Consider the following 20,402-nt stretch of genomic DNA (forward strand, 5'->3'; position numbering starts at 1 on the left):
ATATTCAGACAAGTAGCCAAGAAAAAACCAACACAAAAATGAATAAGCCTAGATATCCATGCAATTTTATTGGTACTCACCCCGAAAAATTTCTAACAAACTGAATAGCTTCCTATTTATTTGAATAAAAGAGCATTTATATCAAAGCACCTGACTCAGTCAAAAAGCACTCACCATTTTGTATGCTTTTGCTTCGCTCGGCACTACTTCGAGATTCTTTTGTTGAGAACATCCTCACCTGTCGCTAATCTATAAACATCCATGTTCACTTAACGGATAAAACGTTATGTTCGTTTACAACGGCAAAGAAATTGAAACTGATGCTCAAGGCTACTTACTGGATCATACTCAATGGGAAGAAGGTATGATTGAGCTTTTAGCAAAAGAAGAAGACATCGAGCTTACGGATGCTCATTTGGAAGTTGTGCACTTTGTGCGAGATTTTTATGAAGAGTTTAATACTTCCCCTGCTGTGCGTATGCTTGTCAAAGCAATGGAAAAAGCGCACGGTCCAGAAAAAGGTAACAGTAAGTATCTATTCAAGCTGTTTAAAAAGGGGCCAGCCAAACAAGCGACTAAATTAGCCGGCCTACCAAAGCCAGCTAAATGCTTGTAGAGTTTACAAAATCTTAAAACCGCGCAACGGCTTATATGACGCAGACTCCTGTATCACACTCTCTACTGTTGCCGTTCGCGGGCCTTCTTTCAACCACTCGGAAAACGCAGCTATTTGTGCGTCTGTTCCACACGCCATCACTTCAACATCACCATCGTTTAGGTTCTTCGCGTAACCCGTCAAACCCAGTTTCAATCCTTGATGGGAAGTATGGTAACGAAAGCCGACGCCTTGAACGTGACCTTTTACTATAAATCTCTCACACTTTACGTTCATCTTTGTACCGCTTCTTTTTACTGAGTGATATATTCTTTTCGTCTATTCACCCCACTAAGGATAGTGGGTTTTTGCACGGTTATTATAATTATGAAAGAAATTCCATTCCGCTGGATTGATAAGTATCTCATTCACTTAAAGATTCAAGAAAAGTTCTATTTGCTCTTCGTTCTCCCTCTTCTTGCTTTAGTCATTCTCACTCTCGTCCTTAATAGCGCGGCTAATACGTTGATCTCAAGTATGTACCAAGAAGAGCTCATGCTTATGAAAGGTCTGATAGAGGCAGGCAACCTTTCTCAATCGCAAGTAGCAAACCTCATAGCTGGTTCAGAAACCGTTTCTCTTGGCTCTGGTCCGCAATCCGTGTCTGTTCTAAATGGTGCGTACAGCTTGGTTGCAAACCATGAACTTTCTCTATGGACTGCCCTATCAACGACTCAAGTGAGCATCATCTGTGTGAGCTTGTTTATTCTCGCGCTTGGCGTTTACTACATCATGACGTTTATCGGCGGCGCAATGTTCACGATGAATAAAGCATTAAACACCCTAGCGGATGGTGACCTAACCGCGAGAATGAACTTCTTCCCAGTTCGCGACGAGTTTAGTGAAATTGCTATTACGATAGACAAAGTTGCAGAACGAGAGCAACAAATGGTGCTGTCGATTCAAGAGTCTGTGGCGTTAATGCAACAAATTAGCTCAGACCTGAATCAATCAATTCATCACAGTTCAGATATTTCTGCGACGCAACAAGAGCACCTCAACTCTCTTGCGAGTGCAACGGAACAGATGGCATCAACGATTCGAGAAGTCGCGACATTAGCTCACGATTCAAGCGCACAAACCGATGATGCGCGCAGCGTGGCTCAGTCTGGACAAGTAAAAGTAGAGAATACGCTTCACTCGATTTCGAACCTCTCTAATGAGATTCAATCTGCGTCTCAGGCAGTAGCGGAGTTAGATGCCAATGCCGCACAAATTGATGAAGTCGTGACAACCATTAATGGGATTTCCGAGCAAACTAACCTACTTGCATTGAACGCAGCCATTGAAGCAGCACGCGCTGGTGAGCAAGGTCGTGGATTTGCGGTCGTTGCGGATGAGGTTCGCGCTCTTGCGGGACGCACTCAGCAAGCGACGGTTGAAATCCAAGCGATGATCGAATCATTACAGCGTAACAGTCAATCACTTACTAAACTGATGGAAGTGACTGTGAACAATGCAAATGAGGGACAAAACCTCATGACGGAAGTGAATCACGAAATCGGCTCTTTGGCAGATAAAAATCAAACTATATCCGACAGTAGCATTCAAATTGCAACAGCGGCTGAAGAACAAGGTGTAGTCGCGGACAATATCGCCTCAAGCGTTGAAGAGATTCGAGTTCAAGCAGATAACGTGTGCAATATGATCAGCACGACTTCACAAAACGTGGATCAACTGCGTAAGCAAAGCGACACCATGGAGTCGCTCCTTACTGGACTTAAAGCATAGCAACGTAATCTGTTACGACCAGTTCAAATAAAAGGGTTACTTTAGTGACCCTTTTTTGTATTTAAAAGTCACTACAATGTACTGGATTGCCGAGGGATATTGCTTTTACCATTCACATCCCGGACAATACGCCCCTTTCAAAATTCAACAAGAGCTAATGAAATGACAGCTGCTATCTATTTGGTAAAAGGTCGTGAGAAATCGGTCAAGCGCAAGCACCCTTGGATCTTCTCTCGAGGCATCAACAAAGTTGAGGGCGAACCCGCTCTTGGCGAAACGGTTGATGTATTCACTCACGACGGTAAATGGCTAGCTAAAGCGGCATATTCGCCAGCTTCACAAATTCGTGCTCGTATTTGGAGTTTTGATAAAGAAGAAATCGACACCGCGTTTTTCGTAAAACGATTAAAAGACGCACAACTTCTTCGTGAAGACATTATCGAACGTGATGGCCTTACGGGTTACCGCCTTATCGCGGCAGAGTCTGATGGTATGCCAGGCGTTACGATTGACCGTTACCAAAACTTCTTTGTGTGTCAACTTCTCAGTGCTGGCGCAGAACACAATAAACAGGCCATTGTTGATGCTCTAGTTGAGTGCTTCCCTGATTGTAATGTGTACGAGCGTTCTGACGTCGCGGTACGTAAGAAAGAGGGTTTGAAAGAAGCCACTGGTGTACTGCACGGCGAAGAGCCACCTAAATCGGTCGTCATCGAAGAAAATGGCGTAAAGATTAGTGTAGATATCGTTGGCGGTCATAAAACAGGTTTCTACCTAGATCAACGTGATAGTCGCCAGCAAGCGATGAAATATGTGAAAGGCAAGGAAGTTCTTAACTGCTTCTCTTACACAGGTGGCTTCGGACTTTACGCTCTGAAAGGTGATGCAAAGCGTGTGATAAACGCTGACGTATCACAGCCTGCTCTAGACACTGCGAAGTTCAACGCAGAACTGAATGAATTTGATATCTCGAAGAAGCGCGCCGTGTTCCTAAACGCAGACGTGTTTAAACTACTTCGTGAGTATCGTGACCAAGGAACTCAGTTCGATGTGGTTATCATGGATCCACCTAAGTTTGCAGACAGTAAAGCCCAACTAAACGGCGCATGTCGTGGTTACAAAGACATCAACATGCTAGCAATGCAAATCCTAAAACCTGGCGGTACGCTACTGACCTATTCGTGCTCTGGCTTAATGGATCAAGTTTTGTTCCAGAAAATCATTGCTGACGCAGCCTTAGATGCTAACCGCCAAGTAAAGTTTGTGGAGCGCTTTGAACAAGCTGCTGACCACCCAACCGATACAGCATACCCGGAAGGTTTCTACCTGAAAGGTTTTGCATGTAAAGTTCTGTAATCACAGTGTTAGTTTACCGTATTTTTAAATAAAAAACGGAGCGAAAAAACGCTCCGTTTTTTTATTTTTGGCCATCTATTCTCGTAATTGCTCGAGATTAGAAATCAGACTATTGGCAATATCGGCTGCAGAGGCACCATCAAAGTTAACCTCTAGCTGTTGTCCATCTTTGTTGATGGTCAACGTCGAGTTACCTCCACTTTCAGTCACTTCAACGGAAATGTCATCCACGCTTCCGTGATAATCGCCCGAGCCGAGATCATCAAGTAATGTGGAAATATCAGTACCACTCATATCATCAAATACATCGGTAAAATCGAGCTGATCCCCGTCACTGAAATCTGTCACGGTATCCGTTGCGGATTGCATTTCTGTCCATTTGAATACGTCATCACCTTCACCGCCAGTCAAGATATCATTACCTAAACCACCGATGATCAGGTCATTGCCTTCAGTACCAACCAGAATATCATCGCCATCTGTCCCCATAACCAGATTCAGATCCGAATTTAAGGCCATGGTTTGATAACCAAGCGCCGTGACAGCCTCTACCGTGACGTTCTCGAAATCAACCGCTACCGTAGCTTCGTTACTTACCGCACCATCAGTGTCGATTGCCTGATAAGTAAAGTCATCGTTCACATCAGTAAAGCTGGTAATTTCAGTCCCCACCAAGGTAAAGCCCGCTTTATCACTCGCGCTATCGGTTTCTGGAGTAAGTCGAATTTCATCAAAGCTGCCATTTGCTAACGCAACGGTAATAGAACCTTCGTGGTTGCTGGTATAAGTAATATCCGTTGAGTAAAACTGCTGAACATCAACAAGTGCACCATTTAGGAAGATGTATGCCGTTAACCATGCACCACCACTGTTGAAGCGGTCATTCAGACTGGCTAAATTCAGTTTCGCTTCGTTTGCTGATAAATCCTCATCCAGTTCTAACGTAATATATTCACCAGTACTGATTTCATCACCCTGACCCGTTTCATTTGGCGAAACGACAACCAACCCGACCTGTTGATTCGCAAAATCGACTGAAATCTGAGCGTCGGAATCAAAGATGATGCTGTTGCCAATGGTGGTGATCTGACCTCCAGTGAACGTTAAGTTCGAGTTAGGAGGAGTGTAAGAACCAACCAAGATATCTTTCCCTTGATCTTCAAGAAGATCGGCTGAGTCAAAGCTCTGCTCCTCAAAGAAATCTTCAGTCAGACGATACTTAACCTCTGTGTTTTCAGGGAACTGTGTGGTTTCGTCTATAATGACTTCCTGTCCATTTCCATCCACATAATACAGTTCACCGTGTTCAGGAAGGCTAACGACCTGAATTAAAATATCATCATCATTTGCAGTAACTGCGTCATCTTCGAGATCTTCAACACGCTGTTCCCCAGACGTCGTTAATCCATCAAACTCAACATCCTGAACCGGGAAAATACCATTTTGAACATCGAGCGAAATGATGAAATCACGGGCTGTAGGTGGTGAGTTATCCACGATGATCGCCAGACCAGTATCGCTGCCTTGCACTGCTCCCAAGCCAGTTACTGTAACGCTGAAATCTTCAGGGCCTTCGTACACACCGTCATCAATTGATTCGATGCGTAGATCAAATTCCGTCATACCTGCCGGCACCGTCACAATGCCACTTACAGGTACACTTACCCAACCTGAACCGGTGTTGTACTCTAGAGTGCCAAGGTCACCTACTTCTGTTTCATCCAGATTCAGCGTTAATTGAACCTCGACCGCTGCTTCTGAGGCATTACTCAATGACACGGTAAATGTAGCGAAACTACCTTCATCAATGGTACCCGCATCCGAGATAGACACAGTTGGTCGATCGTCGTCCGTTTTAGTGCCATCATCCACAATGGTCGCCAAACCAGTATCGGTGCCCTGAACTGCGCCCAAACCAGTCACGGTCACGCTGAAGTCTTCCGGACCTTCATAAACTTCATCATCAATGGTCGCAATGCGCACATCAAATTCGGTAAGCATTGCTGGCACTGTTACGATGCCATCGACAGGCACAGCAACCCAACCTGCTCCGGTGTTATATTCTAGCGAGCCAAGATCATCCACTTCTGTTTCATCCAGATTCAGCGTTAATTGAACCTCGACCGCTGCTTCTGAGGCATTACTCAATGACACGGTAAATGTAGCGAAACTACCTTCATCAATGGTACCCGCATCCGAGATAGACACAGTTGGTCGATCGTCGTCCGTTTTAGTGCCATCATCCACAATGGTCGCCAAACCAGTATCGGTGCCCTGAACTGCGCCCAAACCAGTCACGGTCACGCTGAAGTCTTCCGGACCTTCATAAACTTCATCATCAATGGTCGCAATGCGCACATCAAATTCGGTAAGCATTGCTGGCACTGTTACGATGCCATCGACAGGCACAGCAACCCAACCTGCTCCGGTGTTATATTCTAGCGAGCCAAGATCATCCACTTCTGTTTCGTCTGGGTTTAAGGTCAACTGCACCTGAACTGTACCTTCCGAAGCATTACTCAATGACACGGTAAACGTCGCGATATCACCCTCATCTACGATACCCGCATCTGAGATAGATACGGTCGGGCGATCATCATCCGGGTCAGGACCAGGGCCGTTACCGCCGTCGTAAATAATGCCCAACGCAGTGTCAGTACCAAGTACTCCAGTTGCACCTTGCACTGCAACCGTGAAGGTTTCACCTCCTTCATACACATCGTCGTCCGTGGTTGGGACAAACAGTTTGAGATCGGTTTCACCTGCTGGGATAGTATACGTGCCATCACTGTTGGCGGTCACCACAGTTACTCCATCAGATAATGTCAGCTTAATAGCACCAATGTCGCCAGGCTCTGCCGTATTAGTTCCTCCTGTTGATGTGCTCAACCTTACCGTCACGTCAATATCGGCAGTCTCCGACAACCGGACGGTATACACAGCCTCAGTACCTTCATTCACGCCCACGCTATCTTCGACAATATAGACACTTGGACGGTCATCGTCTGGATCGGGACCAGGGCCGTTACCACCGTCGTAAATAATGCCCAGCGCACTGTCACTGCCTAGGACGCCAGTGTCACCTTGTACCGCCACAGTGAAGGTTTCATCCCCTTCGTAGACGCCATCATCTGTGGTTGGCACAGTGACTTTCAGCTCTTTCTCACCGGCGGGAATGGTATACGTACCGTCACTGTTGGCATTCACCACTGTCACACCATCAGCAAGGGTCACCACAAAGCTACCTATATCGTCCGCTTCTGCCGTGTTGCTGCCGTCGGTTGAGGTGTTCAACCTGACGGTCACATCGATATCGGCCGCCGCCGACAATCTAACGGTATACACAGCATCGGTACCTTCGTTAACACCCACGCTATCTTCAACGATGTAGACATTCGGACGGTCATCATCTGGATCGGGACCTGGACCACTGCCGTCATCCACAATCGTCGCCGTGCCCGTATCACTGCCTTGTACTGCGCCAATGCCCGTTACCGTAACACTGAAATCTTCCGGACCTTCGTACACCGCATCATCAATGGAAGCGATACGCACATCAAACTCAGTCTGCCCGGCAGGCACCGTCACCACGCCATCGTTTGGTACTGTGACCCAGCCACTTCCCGTGTTGTATTCCAAGGAGCCTAAGTCTCCGGCTTCGGTATCGCCTAAGTTGAGGCCGAGTTCAACTTGAACAGTTGACTCTGAGGCGTTCGATAAGGTGACTTTAAAGTTAGCCGTATCACCTTCATTAATGATGCCAGCGTCGGTAATAGTCACACTTGGACGGTCATCATCCGGATCAGGCCCCGGGCCACTGCCGTCATCCACTATCGTCGCCGTACCCGTATCGCTGCCTTGCACCGCCCCAATGCCAGTTACTGTCACACTGAAGTCTTCAGGGCCTTCGTAAACGGCGTCATCAATGGAAGCAATGCGCACATCAAACTCGGTTTGCTCGGCTGGCACCGTCACCACGCCATCGTTTGGCACTGCAACCCAACCACTTCCCGTGTTGTATTCTAAGATACCTAAGTCACCAGCTTCGGTGTCGCCGAGATTAAAACCCAACTCTACTTGCGTTTCCGCTTCAGACGCATTCGATAACGTAACTTTGAAGTTAGCTGTTTCACCTTCATTAATAGTGCCAGCATCCGTAATAGCCACACTAGGACGGTCATCGTCTGGATCGGGATCTGGGCCGCTGCCGTCATCCACAATCGTTGCCGTACCTGTATCGCTGCCTTGCACCGCCCCAATGCCCGTTACCGTAACACTGAAATCTTCAGGGCCTTCGTAAACGGCGTCATCAATGGAAGCAATGCGCACATCAAACTCAGTTTGCCCGGCTGGCACCGTTACCACGCCATCGTTTGGCACCGTGACCCAACCGGAGCCCGTGTTGTATTCCAAGGTACCTAAGTCGCCGGCTTCTGTATCACCGAGGTTGAGACTTAGTTCGACCTCAATATCTGTAGCTGATGGATTCGATAAAGACACTTTAAAGCTGGCTAACTCACCTTCATTAATCGTCCCTGCATCGCTCATCGTTACCGTTGGACGATCATCATCAGGACTTAAACCAGACCCACTACCATCATCAACAATGGTTGCAATCCCAGTTGCAGGTGTACTTTGTTCTTCTGTGTTGCCAGAAAGCGTAAATGTTTCTGGACCTTCGAATATAGAGTCATTTATAGAGTCGAGAGAAACCGTAAAACCATTTTCACCTAACGGGACCGACACAGTAAAAATACCGTTGTCATCGACTGAGATCTCTTCTGTTGTACCATCGGAAAATGTTATGAGAACACTCTCGTTGACGTAGTCACTTCCGCTCTCGTCAGTAGATCCACCAGTCGCAGTCTGATCGAACAGAGAAAAAGTGATATTGATATTGTCTTCCGTTGGTTGGTTAAGTGTGATGTCGAAGGAAACTAGATCACCCTCATTGACAGTTGGGCTGGAAATCTCTTGAACAATTACTGTTGTAGGAACTGATATTGCTGTTGGTTCTGGTGGTTGTATTTGGAAAATATCGAGTAGCGTCTCTACCTGAGTACTTGAAAATCCTGTTCCGTCAGTTCCCACTGTCTCAAAATTGGTACTGGCGAGTAATTCAGCACCTGTGCGATCTATAGCCCCCGTATTTTGTGGGCTAGACCCGTTTCCTTCACCTGCAGCAGGATCAAACTCTTCACCCAGCTCAGTCGGGTCTTCCCCACTAGCAATTGCTTCAATTAACGCTGTGATATCATCAGTTACGTTTATCGAACTTCCTTGTGGTGTCACCTGCTCGATCACAAGCTCAGAAGTATCTGATACCTCATCAATTATTAACTCTCCTGGTTGAGGTAGTTGTCCCTCTTCTAGGGTCCTAATTTCCCCATCCAGCCCGATAACCACGATGTTGCCCATCAATGAGCTCAAAGTTACTCGATCCATATCTACCTCGCCCCACTTCAAACCAAGTCAAAAGTTTGTCACCCCTACATTTACGTCTATAGTTTAGTCAAAATCATCATTTTTTCGTTGTATGCGCAGCTCGTGGGATGCTTGGTAACTCAAGGGGCGGAGTTATTCAAAAAGTACAGAGTTACGCTAGCTGCGAAACGCTATGATATTAAGAATTCACGCTTTTTTCTGGCCTAAACATGCTGTGTTGCTGAGCAACATTTGCCATATGTGCTAAGGTTTAAAAAGGCGAAATTCTGGAATTTTTAAACAAAAGCCTAGTTTTAACAGTAGGTTGATAAATCCCTTACTCAAGCACTGTTATTTATGATGTTTCGTCTCAGTTATGAGATGAAATAGCAAAAAGCAACACGAATTTTTAGGAGAAATACCGTGAAATGGAACCGACTAAATATTGCTTGCTGCTGTAGTTTAATAGTGTCTTTACCCGTTTTCGGTCAAACTTTAGAGCAAGCCGTGGCATTGACGTTAAAAAACAATCCTGACATTAAGAGCGCATTTAACGAGTTCACCAGTCGAAAATACGTAAATGAAGCCTCTTCGGGCGCCTACTTACCTTCTATTGATTTAGATGCGGGCATTGGTTACGAGGGATTAGACCCTTCTGACGAGGTGGGACGTGGGGATACAGATTACACTCGAAAGGAAGCTTCGGTAACACTAACTCAGCTCATATGGGATGGCAGTGCAACCTTAAATGATATCGATCGTACCGCAGCCGATGCAGAGTCAGTTAGATTTCAACTTTTGGCCGATGCATCAGATAAAGCGCTTGAAGTCACCAAAGTGTATTTAGACGCAGTAAAAGCTTACGAAATACTCAAGCTTTCTGAAAATAACTTGGCGGTTCACAAAGATATTTACGAAGACATTAAAAAACGAGTCAACTCAGGTATCGGCTCTACCGCTGACTTAACACAGGTAGAAGCACGTTTGGCAAAAGCGCACGGTAATTTGGCAGCTGCTCAAAATAATTTGTACGACTCTCACACTATGTTCACTCGTTTAGTGGGTCAAACCCCGCAAGGGTTGATCTTTCCAAGAGCGGATCAGAATTTCATTCCATACACCATTGATGAAGCGGTAGGTTTGGCATTTGAGCTGCACCCTGTCATTCAAGTCGCGCTCGCAGACGTGGACTCTGCTAAGTTTCAATACAAACAATCTAAAGGTGTTAATTACCCAACCATTTCCATTGAAGCTTCACAAACATGGCGTGACGACGCTGATGGCTTAAAAGGCCGCAGTGATGAGACACTTGCCATGCTACGTCTACGCTACAACCTATTTAATGGCGGCAGTGACGCTGCAAACTCAGAAAACTTCGCCTATCAGTTAAATAAAGCGAAAGACTTACGTGAAGGTGCTTATCGCAATGTTGAAGAAGGGTTAAGGCTTTCATGGAGCGCACTGGATTTGACCCTACAGCAAAAAGAGTTCCTGTCAGATCATGTAGACTCGGCATCTGAAACCGTTATTGCGTATGAAAAACAATATCGCATTGGTAAGCGAACGCTGCTTGATCTATTGAATACTGAAAACGAACTCTTTGAGGCACGTAAAGACTACTTAGATTCTAAATACGCAGAGCAGTACGCCAAATATCGAGTGATGAACGCAACAGGTCAACTGTTGAGTGCATTAAGGGTTGAAATGCCTAAAGAATGGCTAGAAGAAGTGGAGTATTAATTATGAAATACATAACTCTTATTGCACTCTCATTGATGATTTCGGCATGCAGTTCATCCGATAAAGGCGATGAATATGATTATATTGATACGCCAATTGCCGATCAGTGGGCAGATCATCTTGATGATGATTCTGATGGAGTCATTAATGAGCGCGATTTATGTCCGGGTACTCCTTTAGGTGCCGAGATTGATAACGATGGCTGCGGTTCGTATGTCGACTCCTCGCAAGAAATGCAAATTCGAGTTCTGTTCGCGAATGATTCCGATGTGATCAATCCTATCTTTACGGAGCAAATTCGAGAACTATCCGACTTCTTGAAGGAGTATCCAAATACATCGATAGAGATTCAGGGCTATGCCAGTCGTACTGGTACTGCAGAACACAATCTTGACTTATCTAAACGCCGCGCTGAGAACGTTAGAAAAGAACTCATGATGAATGGTATTAGTGGAGATAGAGTCACCATTGTCGGCTATGGAGACACGGTGCTTGCAACACAAGGCACCGACCAAGTGAGTCATGCGTTGAACCGTCGAGTCACCGCAACGGTGATTGGCCACAAAGGTGAAGTGAAGAAAGAGTGGACCGTTTTCACGACACTTCCTAAGAGCTAACATCGCAATGAACGGAGTTTAAAAGTAAAAGGTCTAGCAAAATGCTAGACCTTTTTTGATTTTCAATTTCACCTGTGGCTAGACATGCTACATGTCTTTGTATTGCGCTTCTAAACTTGCAATCAGACTTTGAGTCACATCATCGACACTTGCACCATCAAAATGGATGTCCAATGTCGAGCCACCTTTCGTAATACTCAAGTTCGCTTCCGAGCCGCCATCTGGTGCCACTTCTACGTGATACTCTCCGACATCACCAGTATGATCACCGGACTGAAGATCAGTAAGAAGCTCTCCAATTTCATCTTTAGATAAGTCATCAAACAGATCGGAGAAGTCTAACGTATCCTCATCTTTATTGAAATCAGTAACGGTATCAACCTCGTTGGTCACTTCACTCCACTTAAAGATGTCAGAGCCCTCATCTCCCGTTAAGATATCATTACCTAAACCACCAATCAGAATATCATCACCTTCACCACCAACGAGTATGTCGTTACCACCCTGACCAAACAGTAAATCGTTGCCAGCACCACCAGATAAGTTATCCGACTTATCACCTTGGTGAGATTGGTTGAATTCTTCTAGGTTATTTTTAACGTATTCATGGATGTCTTCACCATCAATGGTAGAAACATCTTGACCCGTTTGCTGTGCCACATGTGATTGAATCGCACTCAAACCTTGCTCATTACCGCCAAATTCAATTAAATCACCCAGCAAGATATCGTCACCTTCTCCACCCTGAATAGTGTCTGAGCCTTGTTTTAGGGGCACATCTTGACCCAATATCGTTTCAGCAAGTTTAGTAACATCGATATCTGACTCTACCACACCATCAGTGTCATACTGCTTAAGTGTTTGTTCATCAACACCACTACCAAGACCTATCGACTCTACTGAAGACAATGCTGCTAACACTTGATACATATGTTGAGCTTGTGTTGAGCTACCACCTTCATCGTAGTAACGGATAGAATCATTATATCTGTCGATATCACCAAGGGTTCTGCCTGTTAGCGGTGAATATACCTGACCGTAACTATCTATAACGACGTCACCTTTGTAGGTAACCGTCTGTCCGTATGAATAACTACTGTTACTAACTATATCTTGCAGGGTAACAAGCTTGCCAGAATCATCGACATCCAAAATCACTTTCGAGAATTCATTCGGCGCTAAATGATAGAGATGCGTTGCTCTATTTGGTTGACCATCAGTAACAAAGTACGTGATATTTTGGCCATTAGGGTTAGGTTGACTGCTAAACCATTCAACAGCTGACTGTAAACCCGCCTCATAGTTTGTGCCGCCGTCACCCTCATCACCTATAGCACTATTCAGTTCTTTTACAAACTCATCTCTTGCTGTTGGAGAACTCAAGTCAACGGAAATAACTGCTGACGCACTTGAAGCAAACTCACTGAGGTGAATATTCACTGTTCCAGGCTTCTCACCCTGATTTGCAGCGCTTAACAGTTCATCAAACACATCTAGCACTTCTTGCTTCGCAGTTCCTACCCAGTTACCCATGCTCCCTGAAGTATCCAAAACAAAGGCGATGTTGTAGTCCTGACCCGCAATAATCTCCAATCCTTGGACATCGCCAACAATAATATCGTGATCGTCACTGCCCGTTATCTGATCGTTCCCATGTGAACCCGACTCTAGAACATAGTCACGAGCTGTAAGCTCAACAGACTCTGTTGTTGAAGCAGCATCATTATTTGCTTCTTCAACCGACGTCGCGGTAACGCTTAGTGGGAACTCTAGACTACCTTCATAATCAAACGGCACTCTGATATCTAAAGAGACCTTACCGTTAGCATCCAGAGTGACAAGGTAATTACCGTTTGCGTCCTGATTAACGGCATGTCCATCGATATACAGCTCTACACCATCCGGCAAACCTTCCACAAAAACAGTTTGCGCCAAGCTTTCACTTCCATCGACATCAACCAAATCAACGTTAATATCAACGGGAATCCAACGCTCTTGAAGCACTTCATAGGTGCCGTCGGGCTTCAATTCAACGACTTTGTCTGCAAAAACAATTCGTTCAATTTCATATAAGTGATCACCACGATCATCACTACCTGTGTGGTCGTTTACCGAATCGATAGAACGATTATCTAGCAAAATCCAATATGGGACTTGACCTCCATGATCGTCTTTGAAGGTCATTTTGTAGTCACTGAAGTTTCCAGTTAAGTAAACCGTATCTTGGCCATCATAATCTGTAATAGTGGACGCATCATCACCATAGAAAGAGTCGTTATTACCACCGCCAATAAATACGTCATCACCGCCGCCACCATAGAAGGTGTCATTGTAATCAGTCCCAACGAATAAACTATCGGTATCACTTCTGTCGTTGTTGTCTCCTAGCATCACTCCGGCGTATGAGTGATTTTTTTGCTCGACATCATCCAAACCAAGATCAGCAGCGACGAGTTCATTCTCTGTAGGCGTTTTATCTATCGCAGAAGTAGCTAAGTTGTGATTAGGATCAACAGCATCTCTTTTTACTAACTCTCCAACATTAATCGTGATCGCAGGGGCATCTGCAACTGCGACAACGTTGATATCAAGCGTATTTGTTGCGCCAGTATTTGTGGTGTAATTAATTAATGGAACATCACCTGACCAGTGCTCGGTAGGTTCAAATACGTAACTACCATCTTGGTTTACTAATAAAGTGCCACTGGTCAAAGATACGTTTTCACCTACCGCATAGTCAGTGCCATTAATAGTAATGTGATCAACCATCAGGGTGTTGTCGTCATCAAAGTCATTACGCAATACGTTACCCTGTAGCGAACTATCTTCGTTGGTCTTCCCAATATCACTTTCCGTTTCCGTCGGTAAGTTCTCATGTACTACAACATTGATCGCTAAGTTAGACTCCGCTGAATCACCATTCGCGCGTTCTGTACTCGTTGCCGTCAAATTGATTGTGAAGTCATCATGGGAGCCAGCTGGTGGAGTCACAGTAAGTGTATCTAATGCCCAACTTGTCACGTCCAGTTCTTCATCAATGGTTGCTACAGTAATAGAACTGTTTCCATCTGAAAGGATCGCACCTACAGGTAAGCCAGTTAGCGTGACTTTAAGTGATTCAGAGCCATCTTTATCATTTAAGCTTGTTTTTATTTCAGAGAGCGGTATCGCTGTATCTTGTAACCCTTCGTTCAGCTGATATGTTTCGTAAAACGCAACACCATTAACTTCTTGTAGTTCAGACGTTCTGATATCAGTTGCTTCTAGTGCACTTTCATCACTAACTACGTAAAGACTGCTGTTGCTCAGATTGACAGGTGCTTGTCCATTAATGGATACATCCACATTAAAGTTACCCGGACCACTTTGGTTATGGTGATAAATTTCAATTGGATAAAAGCCAGATACCGAAGGTGTAAAGCTAGCACCCTTAATATCACCACTGTCGCTACCCCAACGAGCTTGATCAAGTAACGTACCACCCAACTTGATTGCAAGGCTATCATCGGCTTGGCCAACAAAGTCGTAACTCGAACCAGCTTCCAGATAAACAAGAGATGTAACGAGAACGGCCTCATTTGCTAAGGTCGCATTAGTCCCTAAATCTTCCACATTTGACCAACTCAATTGAGTACCATCTGCTGCATCAAGAGCGTTGATCGCTGATATTAGAGTCTCTCCATTGACCCCCATACCATCACTAGAACCAACTTGAACATTACTCCATGTCGTAACGTTAAACTCTTGTTGGGGTAATGAGTTCTCGTGCGTCACTGCGATTAAGTTCGGTTTATCAGCGATAGGGTTTACGTCTATTGTTAGTGTTGACTCTTGACCGGTACTCTGTCCATCTGTTGGTTTAAAGCCAATTTGAGCGTAACTAGACTCCTGGTCTCCGACTTGATTTCCGCCGAAACTGTCACTGCCAGACTCATTTAATTCAGGTACAAAACGAACACTGTTTTCATCAAAGAGCGATTTATCAAGCACTTGATGGATTTGGACAGACTGCCAATCGCCTTGCGAATCTTTATACTCTAATGACCCATCGCTAGGAAGCGTTGTGATTTGGACGGAGAGCTCTGATACGTTAGAGTCCACATCGCTAATACCGAATGATGACCAATCAAGCATCACTTGGGTATCTTCACTCATCTCAACCGCGGAAGGCGAAGATTCAGGAGCATCATTCACATTTACCAGAGAAACATTGACCTCGGCAGTATCAATCCCGCCAGTTCCATCGATAACCTCAACCTGAAGCGTATAATCGCCCAAGTCAACATCATCGATTGTCTTGTTCAATGAAATCTCTCCGCTTGTCGGGTCGATATCAAAAATACCATTAGTGGTCGAGCCATCTGCAAAGCGGTATACAAGCACGTCATTATCGTGATCTTCAGCGACGACCGTACCAATAACGGACCCACTCACCGTGTTTTCGTTAACTGACCCGAAGTCGTAAACATCATCATTTGGTTTGTCACCAGCACTATCGCCGCCAGAAATAAACTCTGGAGCGTGCTGAGCATCTATAATAGATACTGTTGCTTCATTCGAGTCACTTGCAAGCGTCGAATCTGCACCAACCGTATCAATTAGAGTCACGGTTAGGTTTTCAAGATCTTCGTAAATACCATCATCGAGAGTTTTTATATCAATCGGCGCCGACGTTTTACCCGCTGGAATCGTGACTGTGTACGTACTTGGAGCAATATAATCTTTGTCATCAACATTCCCTCCGATTGTGAATGTTACCAGTACATCTTCATCTGCTTTTTGGTCAATGTTGACGATAAATTTTGCATCACTACCTTCATCAACTGAGGATTGATCTGAGCCAATAGTCACTTTCGGTGCACTTTGGGCATCAACGATCACAACACTTGCGCTGTTATTTGAAGCAATGCTCGCATCAGCGCCATCCACCTCTTTAATGGTTACTGTGAAAGATTCTGCGCCCTCATAAATACCATCGGTGACCGTCAGTAAGTCAAGAGCCGCTGAAGATTGACCCGCAGGAACTTCAACACTCAGAACGCCAACAAAATCTTTTCCATCTTGGGCCACACCACTATATTCGACATGAACCGTAACACTCTCATCTGCAACTTTATCAAGTGTCAGCGTAAAGCCTGCCGTTTCACCTTCATTTACGCTGTTTTGATCGGCACTAATACTAACTAAAGGTGCAGGATCAGAATCCACAATATTTGCGTTACCAGTTGCAATACCATTACTGGTGACACTACCGATTTCCGTAACCGTCAGACCAAAGCTCTCATCACCTTCATGGACATTATCTAGTTTGGTCGGGACTGCGACTTTAATTTCAGCGACACCTGGAGGTATAGTAACGTCTCCATTAGGCGCTATATCTAATGTTTGAGTTTGACCATGAGTATCCACATAGGTCACTACCATAGTGCCTAGATCAACATCTTCCGCAGTATAGCTATCATTTGTTGTTGACTTCAGATTGACGACAACGGCCTCTTGAACAGGGTTAGAGAGTAAAACGGTAAATATTGCGTCAGTTCCTTCAATGACATCGCCAGCATCTATTACGCTAAGTTCTGTACTATCATTATCAAGAACTGTTGCCGTCCCCGTTTCACCTCCGAGCTCAAGAACGATCGTTTCGCTGCTTTCCACAACCAAGTCATCAATAGTCGGAATCGATATTTCGAAGCTACTTATACCTGCTGGAACAATCAAGTAACCACCTAAGAAAACAACACCATTTGTGTAGGTTGCATTCGATAGATTTACGTCATTCTTATCAACTGAAGAACCTTGAGCAAGCATATCAACTTGGTACTTAACAGCAGTGCTGGTGACTTCATCTAAAACAACCGAGAACGTGATATTGTCACCCTCGGTCACACTATCACCGACCACAGAGAGACTTGGCCCGTTCTCCGCAACATTACCATCTAACATTTCGTTAACGATATTGACTGTAGATGGATCGCTAACGCCATTTTCAGAGTCGACTGCCACATATCCAAAGCTGTCTTCGGCAGGAACACCTTCTACATAACGTAACTCCCAGTTACCTTCATTTTTCGTAGAAAAATCTAACTGAGTAATGACCGAACCTTCAGGAAGAGCTAGATCTTTCCCATAACCAACGCTTGTTTCTTGGAATAGCATGAAGTTGCCTTCAGGCTTCAAAAACTCGAACGTTTGAGTCTGTTGGACATTATTTGAATCTAAGTATGTAACCGTAATAAGTGCTGCGTTGTCATCACCGTAATCAAACAATCCACCTAATCCATCTAAGCCAAGGTTTACGCTGCCCACAGGATTATTAGACAAATCGATCGTAATCGTTTCACCTTTCTCAATACCCTGCCCATCATTGTCAGCGATACCATTGCCGATGTGTGACACCTGGCGGTTGTACTGCGCAAGCTCACCGCTATCAGAAGAAATGGTGATAGAAGCTCCATTTGCTAAATGCTCAGTACGGGAATGTGATGAACCACCATCCTCACTTAATCCCCAGTTATTGAAATCTGTTGTAGATTCCGAGCTATTAGGCGTATTAGGACGATCTTTGATACCTAATAAGAAGCCAACATTATCAGCTTCATAGTAAAGGCTGTCTTTGTCATAAAGCGTATCGCTTACTTCTTTAATTTCGTGCAACTCACCATCACTATCTTTAAAGAACAACGTACCTGAGGTTGGCAGTTCAGTAATTCGGACATGTAGATCGTTGCCTTTTAAGTCGTCTTCAACATCCGCGATATGATCCTTAGGGTCACCGCTACCCAGAGGTTTCGTATCGGTATCAAACACAACGTGCGTAAGCTGATCATCGGCGACATGCGTAAAGTCTTCACTGTCAGGTTTGTCGTTTACTGGCGTGACATCAACTTTAACAATGGTGGATTCACTGACACCACCAGAGGTGACGATATAGGTGAAGCTGTCTGTACCGTGGTAGTTGTCGTTTGGCGTGTAGGTTACGCTACCATCAGGGTTGACCGAGACCGTGCCGTTAGCTGGGCCTTTACTGGTATCAAGCGACACCACTTTATCGTCGCCGTCAAACGTGTCGTTACCTAAGACGTTAATGATGGTTGGCGTGTCTTCCACAACCGTCGCTTTGTCTGCCACGATGTCCGCCACAGGCGCAACCGTAAAGTTCACGGTTTGACTAACACTCTCGCCGCTTGGATCGGTAGCCGTAAAGGTTAGGATTTCTGATCCGTTCCAGTCTGCCGTTGGTGAGATGGTCGCGATGCCATTTTCAATCGAAACCAACACGTTGCTGTTACCGGCTACTGAGAAGCTAAGCACGGAGTCGCTGTCTTTAAATGCGTCGTTTAAATCAATCGTGTAGGTCGCGAAATCTTCCGATAACACTTGATCTGTAATGACATTATCAACTGTTGGCGCATCGTTAACACGATTCACAACCAAGCTATCACTGTCGCTAGCCGTTGGATTAACACCATCCGACACTGACGCGCTGATAGTCAGGTCTTTAAGGTTAAGTTCATCGTTGGTAATCGCATCGACGCCCGCTTGAGTCAGCTTGACTTCATTGCCAACCAACACGAAGTAACCGTTTGAGTTGTTTTCTAGCAACACCGTAAGCTCATCTTCCGGCGTGTCAGTATCGTGAACCGTTAAGGTTGCGACTACCGTATCAGTGCTCACTGCGTTTTCAGTGATGCTTTCTACGGCATCAACCTTGATGGTTGGCGCATCGTTCACTGGATTAACGGTAACGGTCACCTTCGCTTCATCGGTCAATTGACCGTCCGTTATGATATAGGTGATTTCAGCGTCACCATTGAAGTTTTCTGCCGGTGTGAAGACGAGTTTTCCATCCTCCACTTCAACCGTACCCTGCTCTTTAGGTACAGAGGCTGATTCAATACTCAGCTTATCGCCATCCACATCATTATCGTTTGGCAGGACATCGATCGTCACTGCGGTGTCTTCTTGTGTCGTAGCGATGTCATCTTTCGCCACAGGCGCATCGTTGACCGGTGTCACATCGACGTTCACCGTGGTGGACTCACTGACGCCACCGGAGGTGACGATGTAGGTGAAACTGTCTGTACCGTGGTAGTTGTCGTTTGGCGTGTAAGTGACGCTGCCGTCCGGGTTGACCGAGACCGTGCCGTTAGCTGGTCCGTTGTTGGTATCCAGCGACACCACTTTGTCGTCGCCTTCGAACGTGTCGTTACCTAAAACCTTGATGGTGGTTGGCGTGTCTTCCGCAACCGTCGCGTTGTCTGCCACGATGTCCGCCACAGGCGCTACCGTGAAGTTCACCGTTTGACTAACGCTTTCACCACTTGAGTCTTTAGCTGTGAACGTAATTGTCTCTTTGCCATTCCAATCCGCAATCGGAGTAATGGTAGCAACGCCATTCACAATAGAGACTTGGATGTTGTTATTGCCAGAGACGGAGAATTCTAGCGAGGAATCGGAATCTTTAAATACTTCATTCAAGTCGATCGTGTATGCATCGAAATCTTCCGATAACACTTGATCTGTAATGGCATTATCAACTGTTGGCGCATCGTTAACACGATTCACAACCAAGCTATCACTGTCGCTAGCCGTTGGATTAACACCATCCGACACTGACGCGCTGATAGTCAGGTATTTAAGGTTGAGTTCATCGTTGTTAACTGCATCGACGCCCGCTTGAGTTAGTTTGACTTCATTGCCAACCAACACGAAGTAACCTTTTGAGTTGTTTTCTAGCAACACCGTAAGCTCATCTTCTGGCGTGTCAGTATCACGAACCGTTAAGGTTGCGACTACCGTATCAGTGCTCACTGCGTCTTCAGTGATGCTTTCTACGGCATCAACCTTGATGGTTGGCGCATCGTTCACTGGATTAACGG

General features: G+C 45.3%; 8 protein-coding genes. 5 read left to right on the forward strand and 3 right to left on the reverse strand.

Annotated elements, in window-relative coordinates; all coding sequences use genetic code 11:
* The first annotated feature begins 286 nt into the window (after positions 1-286).
* Entirely contained in the window at positions 287-616 is a 330-nt protein-coding gene (locus L3V32_RS05285; protein WP_005377396.1) for a TusE/DsrC/DsvC family sulfur relay protein, read from the forward strand.
* 3 nt (positions 617-619) lie between these two features.
* On the opposite strand, the gene yccX is transcribed toward L3V32_RS05285, so the two are convergent.
* Complete coding sequence (yccX, locus tag L3V32_RS05290) at positions 620-892, reverse strand: acylphosphatase (RefSeq protein WP_005396574.1); 273 nt, start codon at positions 890-892, stop codon at positions 620-622.
* A 90-nt stretch (positions 893-982) separates the two neighbouring features.
* On the opposite strand from yccX, the gene L3V32_RS05295 reads away from it, so the two are divergent.
* Together L3V32_RS05295 and L3V32_RS05300 are read left to right on the forward strand one after the other, a co-directional pair.
* On the forward strand, positions 983-2,386 hold the full coding sequence (locus tag L3V32_RS05295; RefSeq protein WP_150918756.1) for a methyl-accepting chemotaxis protein: 1,404 nt from the start codon (positions 983-985) through the stop codon (positions 2,384-2,386).
* Between the two features lie 162 nt (positions 2,387-2,548).
* On the forward strand, positions 2,549-3,742 hold the full coding sequence (locus L3V32_RS05300) for a class I SAM-dependent methyltransferase (protein ID WP_167713295.1): 1,194 nt from the start codon (positions 2,549-2,551) through the stop codon (positions 3,740-3,742).
* 75 nt (positions 3,743-3,817) lie between these two features.
* On the opposite strand, the gene L3V32_RS05305 is transcribed toward L3V32_RS05300, so the two are convergent.
* Positions 3,818-9,187 carry a Calx-beta domain-containing protein gene (locus L3V32_RS05305; RefSeq protein WP_237283932.1) on the reverse strand — a complete coding sequence of 1,790 codons (5,370 nt, stop codon included), beginning with the start codon at positions 9,185-9,187 and terminating at the stop codon, positions 3,818-3,820.
* Between the two features lie 402 nt (positions 9,188-9,589).
* Here L3V32_RS05305 and L3V32_RS05310 point away from each other — a divergent pair, with 402 nt between their 5' ends.
* Positions 9,590-10,906 carry a TolC family outer membrane protein gene (locus tag L3V32_RS05310; protein ID WP_048626423.1) on the forward strand — a complete coding sequence of 439 codons (1,317 nt, stop codon included), beginning with the start codon at positions 9,590-9,592 and terminating at the stop codon, positions 10,904-10,906.
* 2 nt (positions 10,907-10,908) lie between these two features.
* Positions 10,909-11,523, forward strand: coding sequence for an OmpA family protein (locus L3V32_RS05315; RefSeq protein ID WP_006741557.1), 615 nt, complete (start codon positions 10,909-10,911; stop codon positions 11,521-11,523).
* Between the two features lie 87 nt (positions 11,524-11,610).
* Here L3V32_RS05315 and L3V32_RS05320 read toward each other — a convergent pair whose 3' ends face one another.
* Positions 11,611-20,391 (reverse strand): tandem-95 repeat protein, encoded by an 8,781-nt coding sequence (locus tag L3V32_RS05320; protein ID WP_237283933.1) that lies wholly within the window; start codon positions 20,389-20,391, stop codon positions 11,611-11,613.
* Positions 20,392-20,402 lie beyond the last annotated feature (11 nt).

The sequence above is a fragment of the Vibrio sp. J2-4 genome, assembly GCF_021728155.1.
GTDB lineage: Bacteria > Pseudomonadota > Gammaproteobacteria > Enterobacterales > Vibrionaceae > Vibrio > Vibrio diabolicus.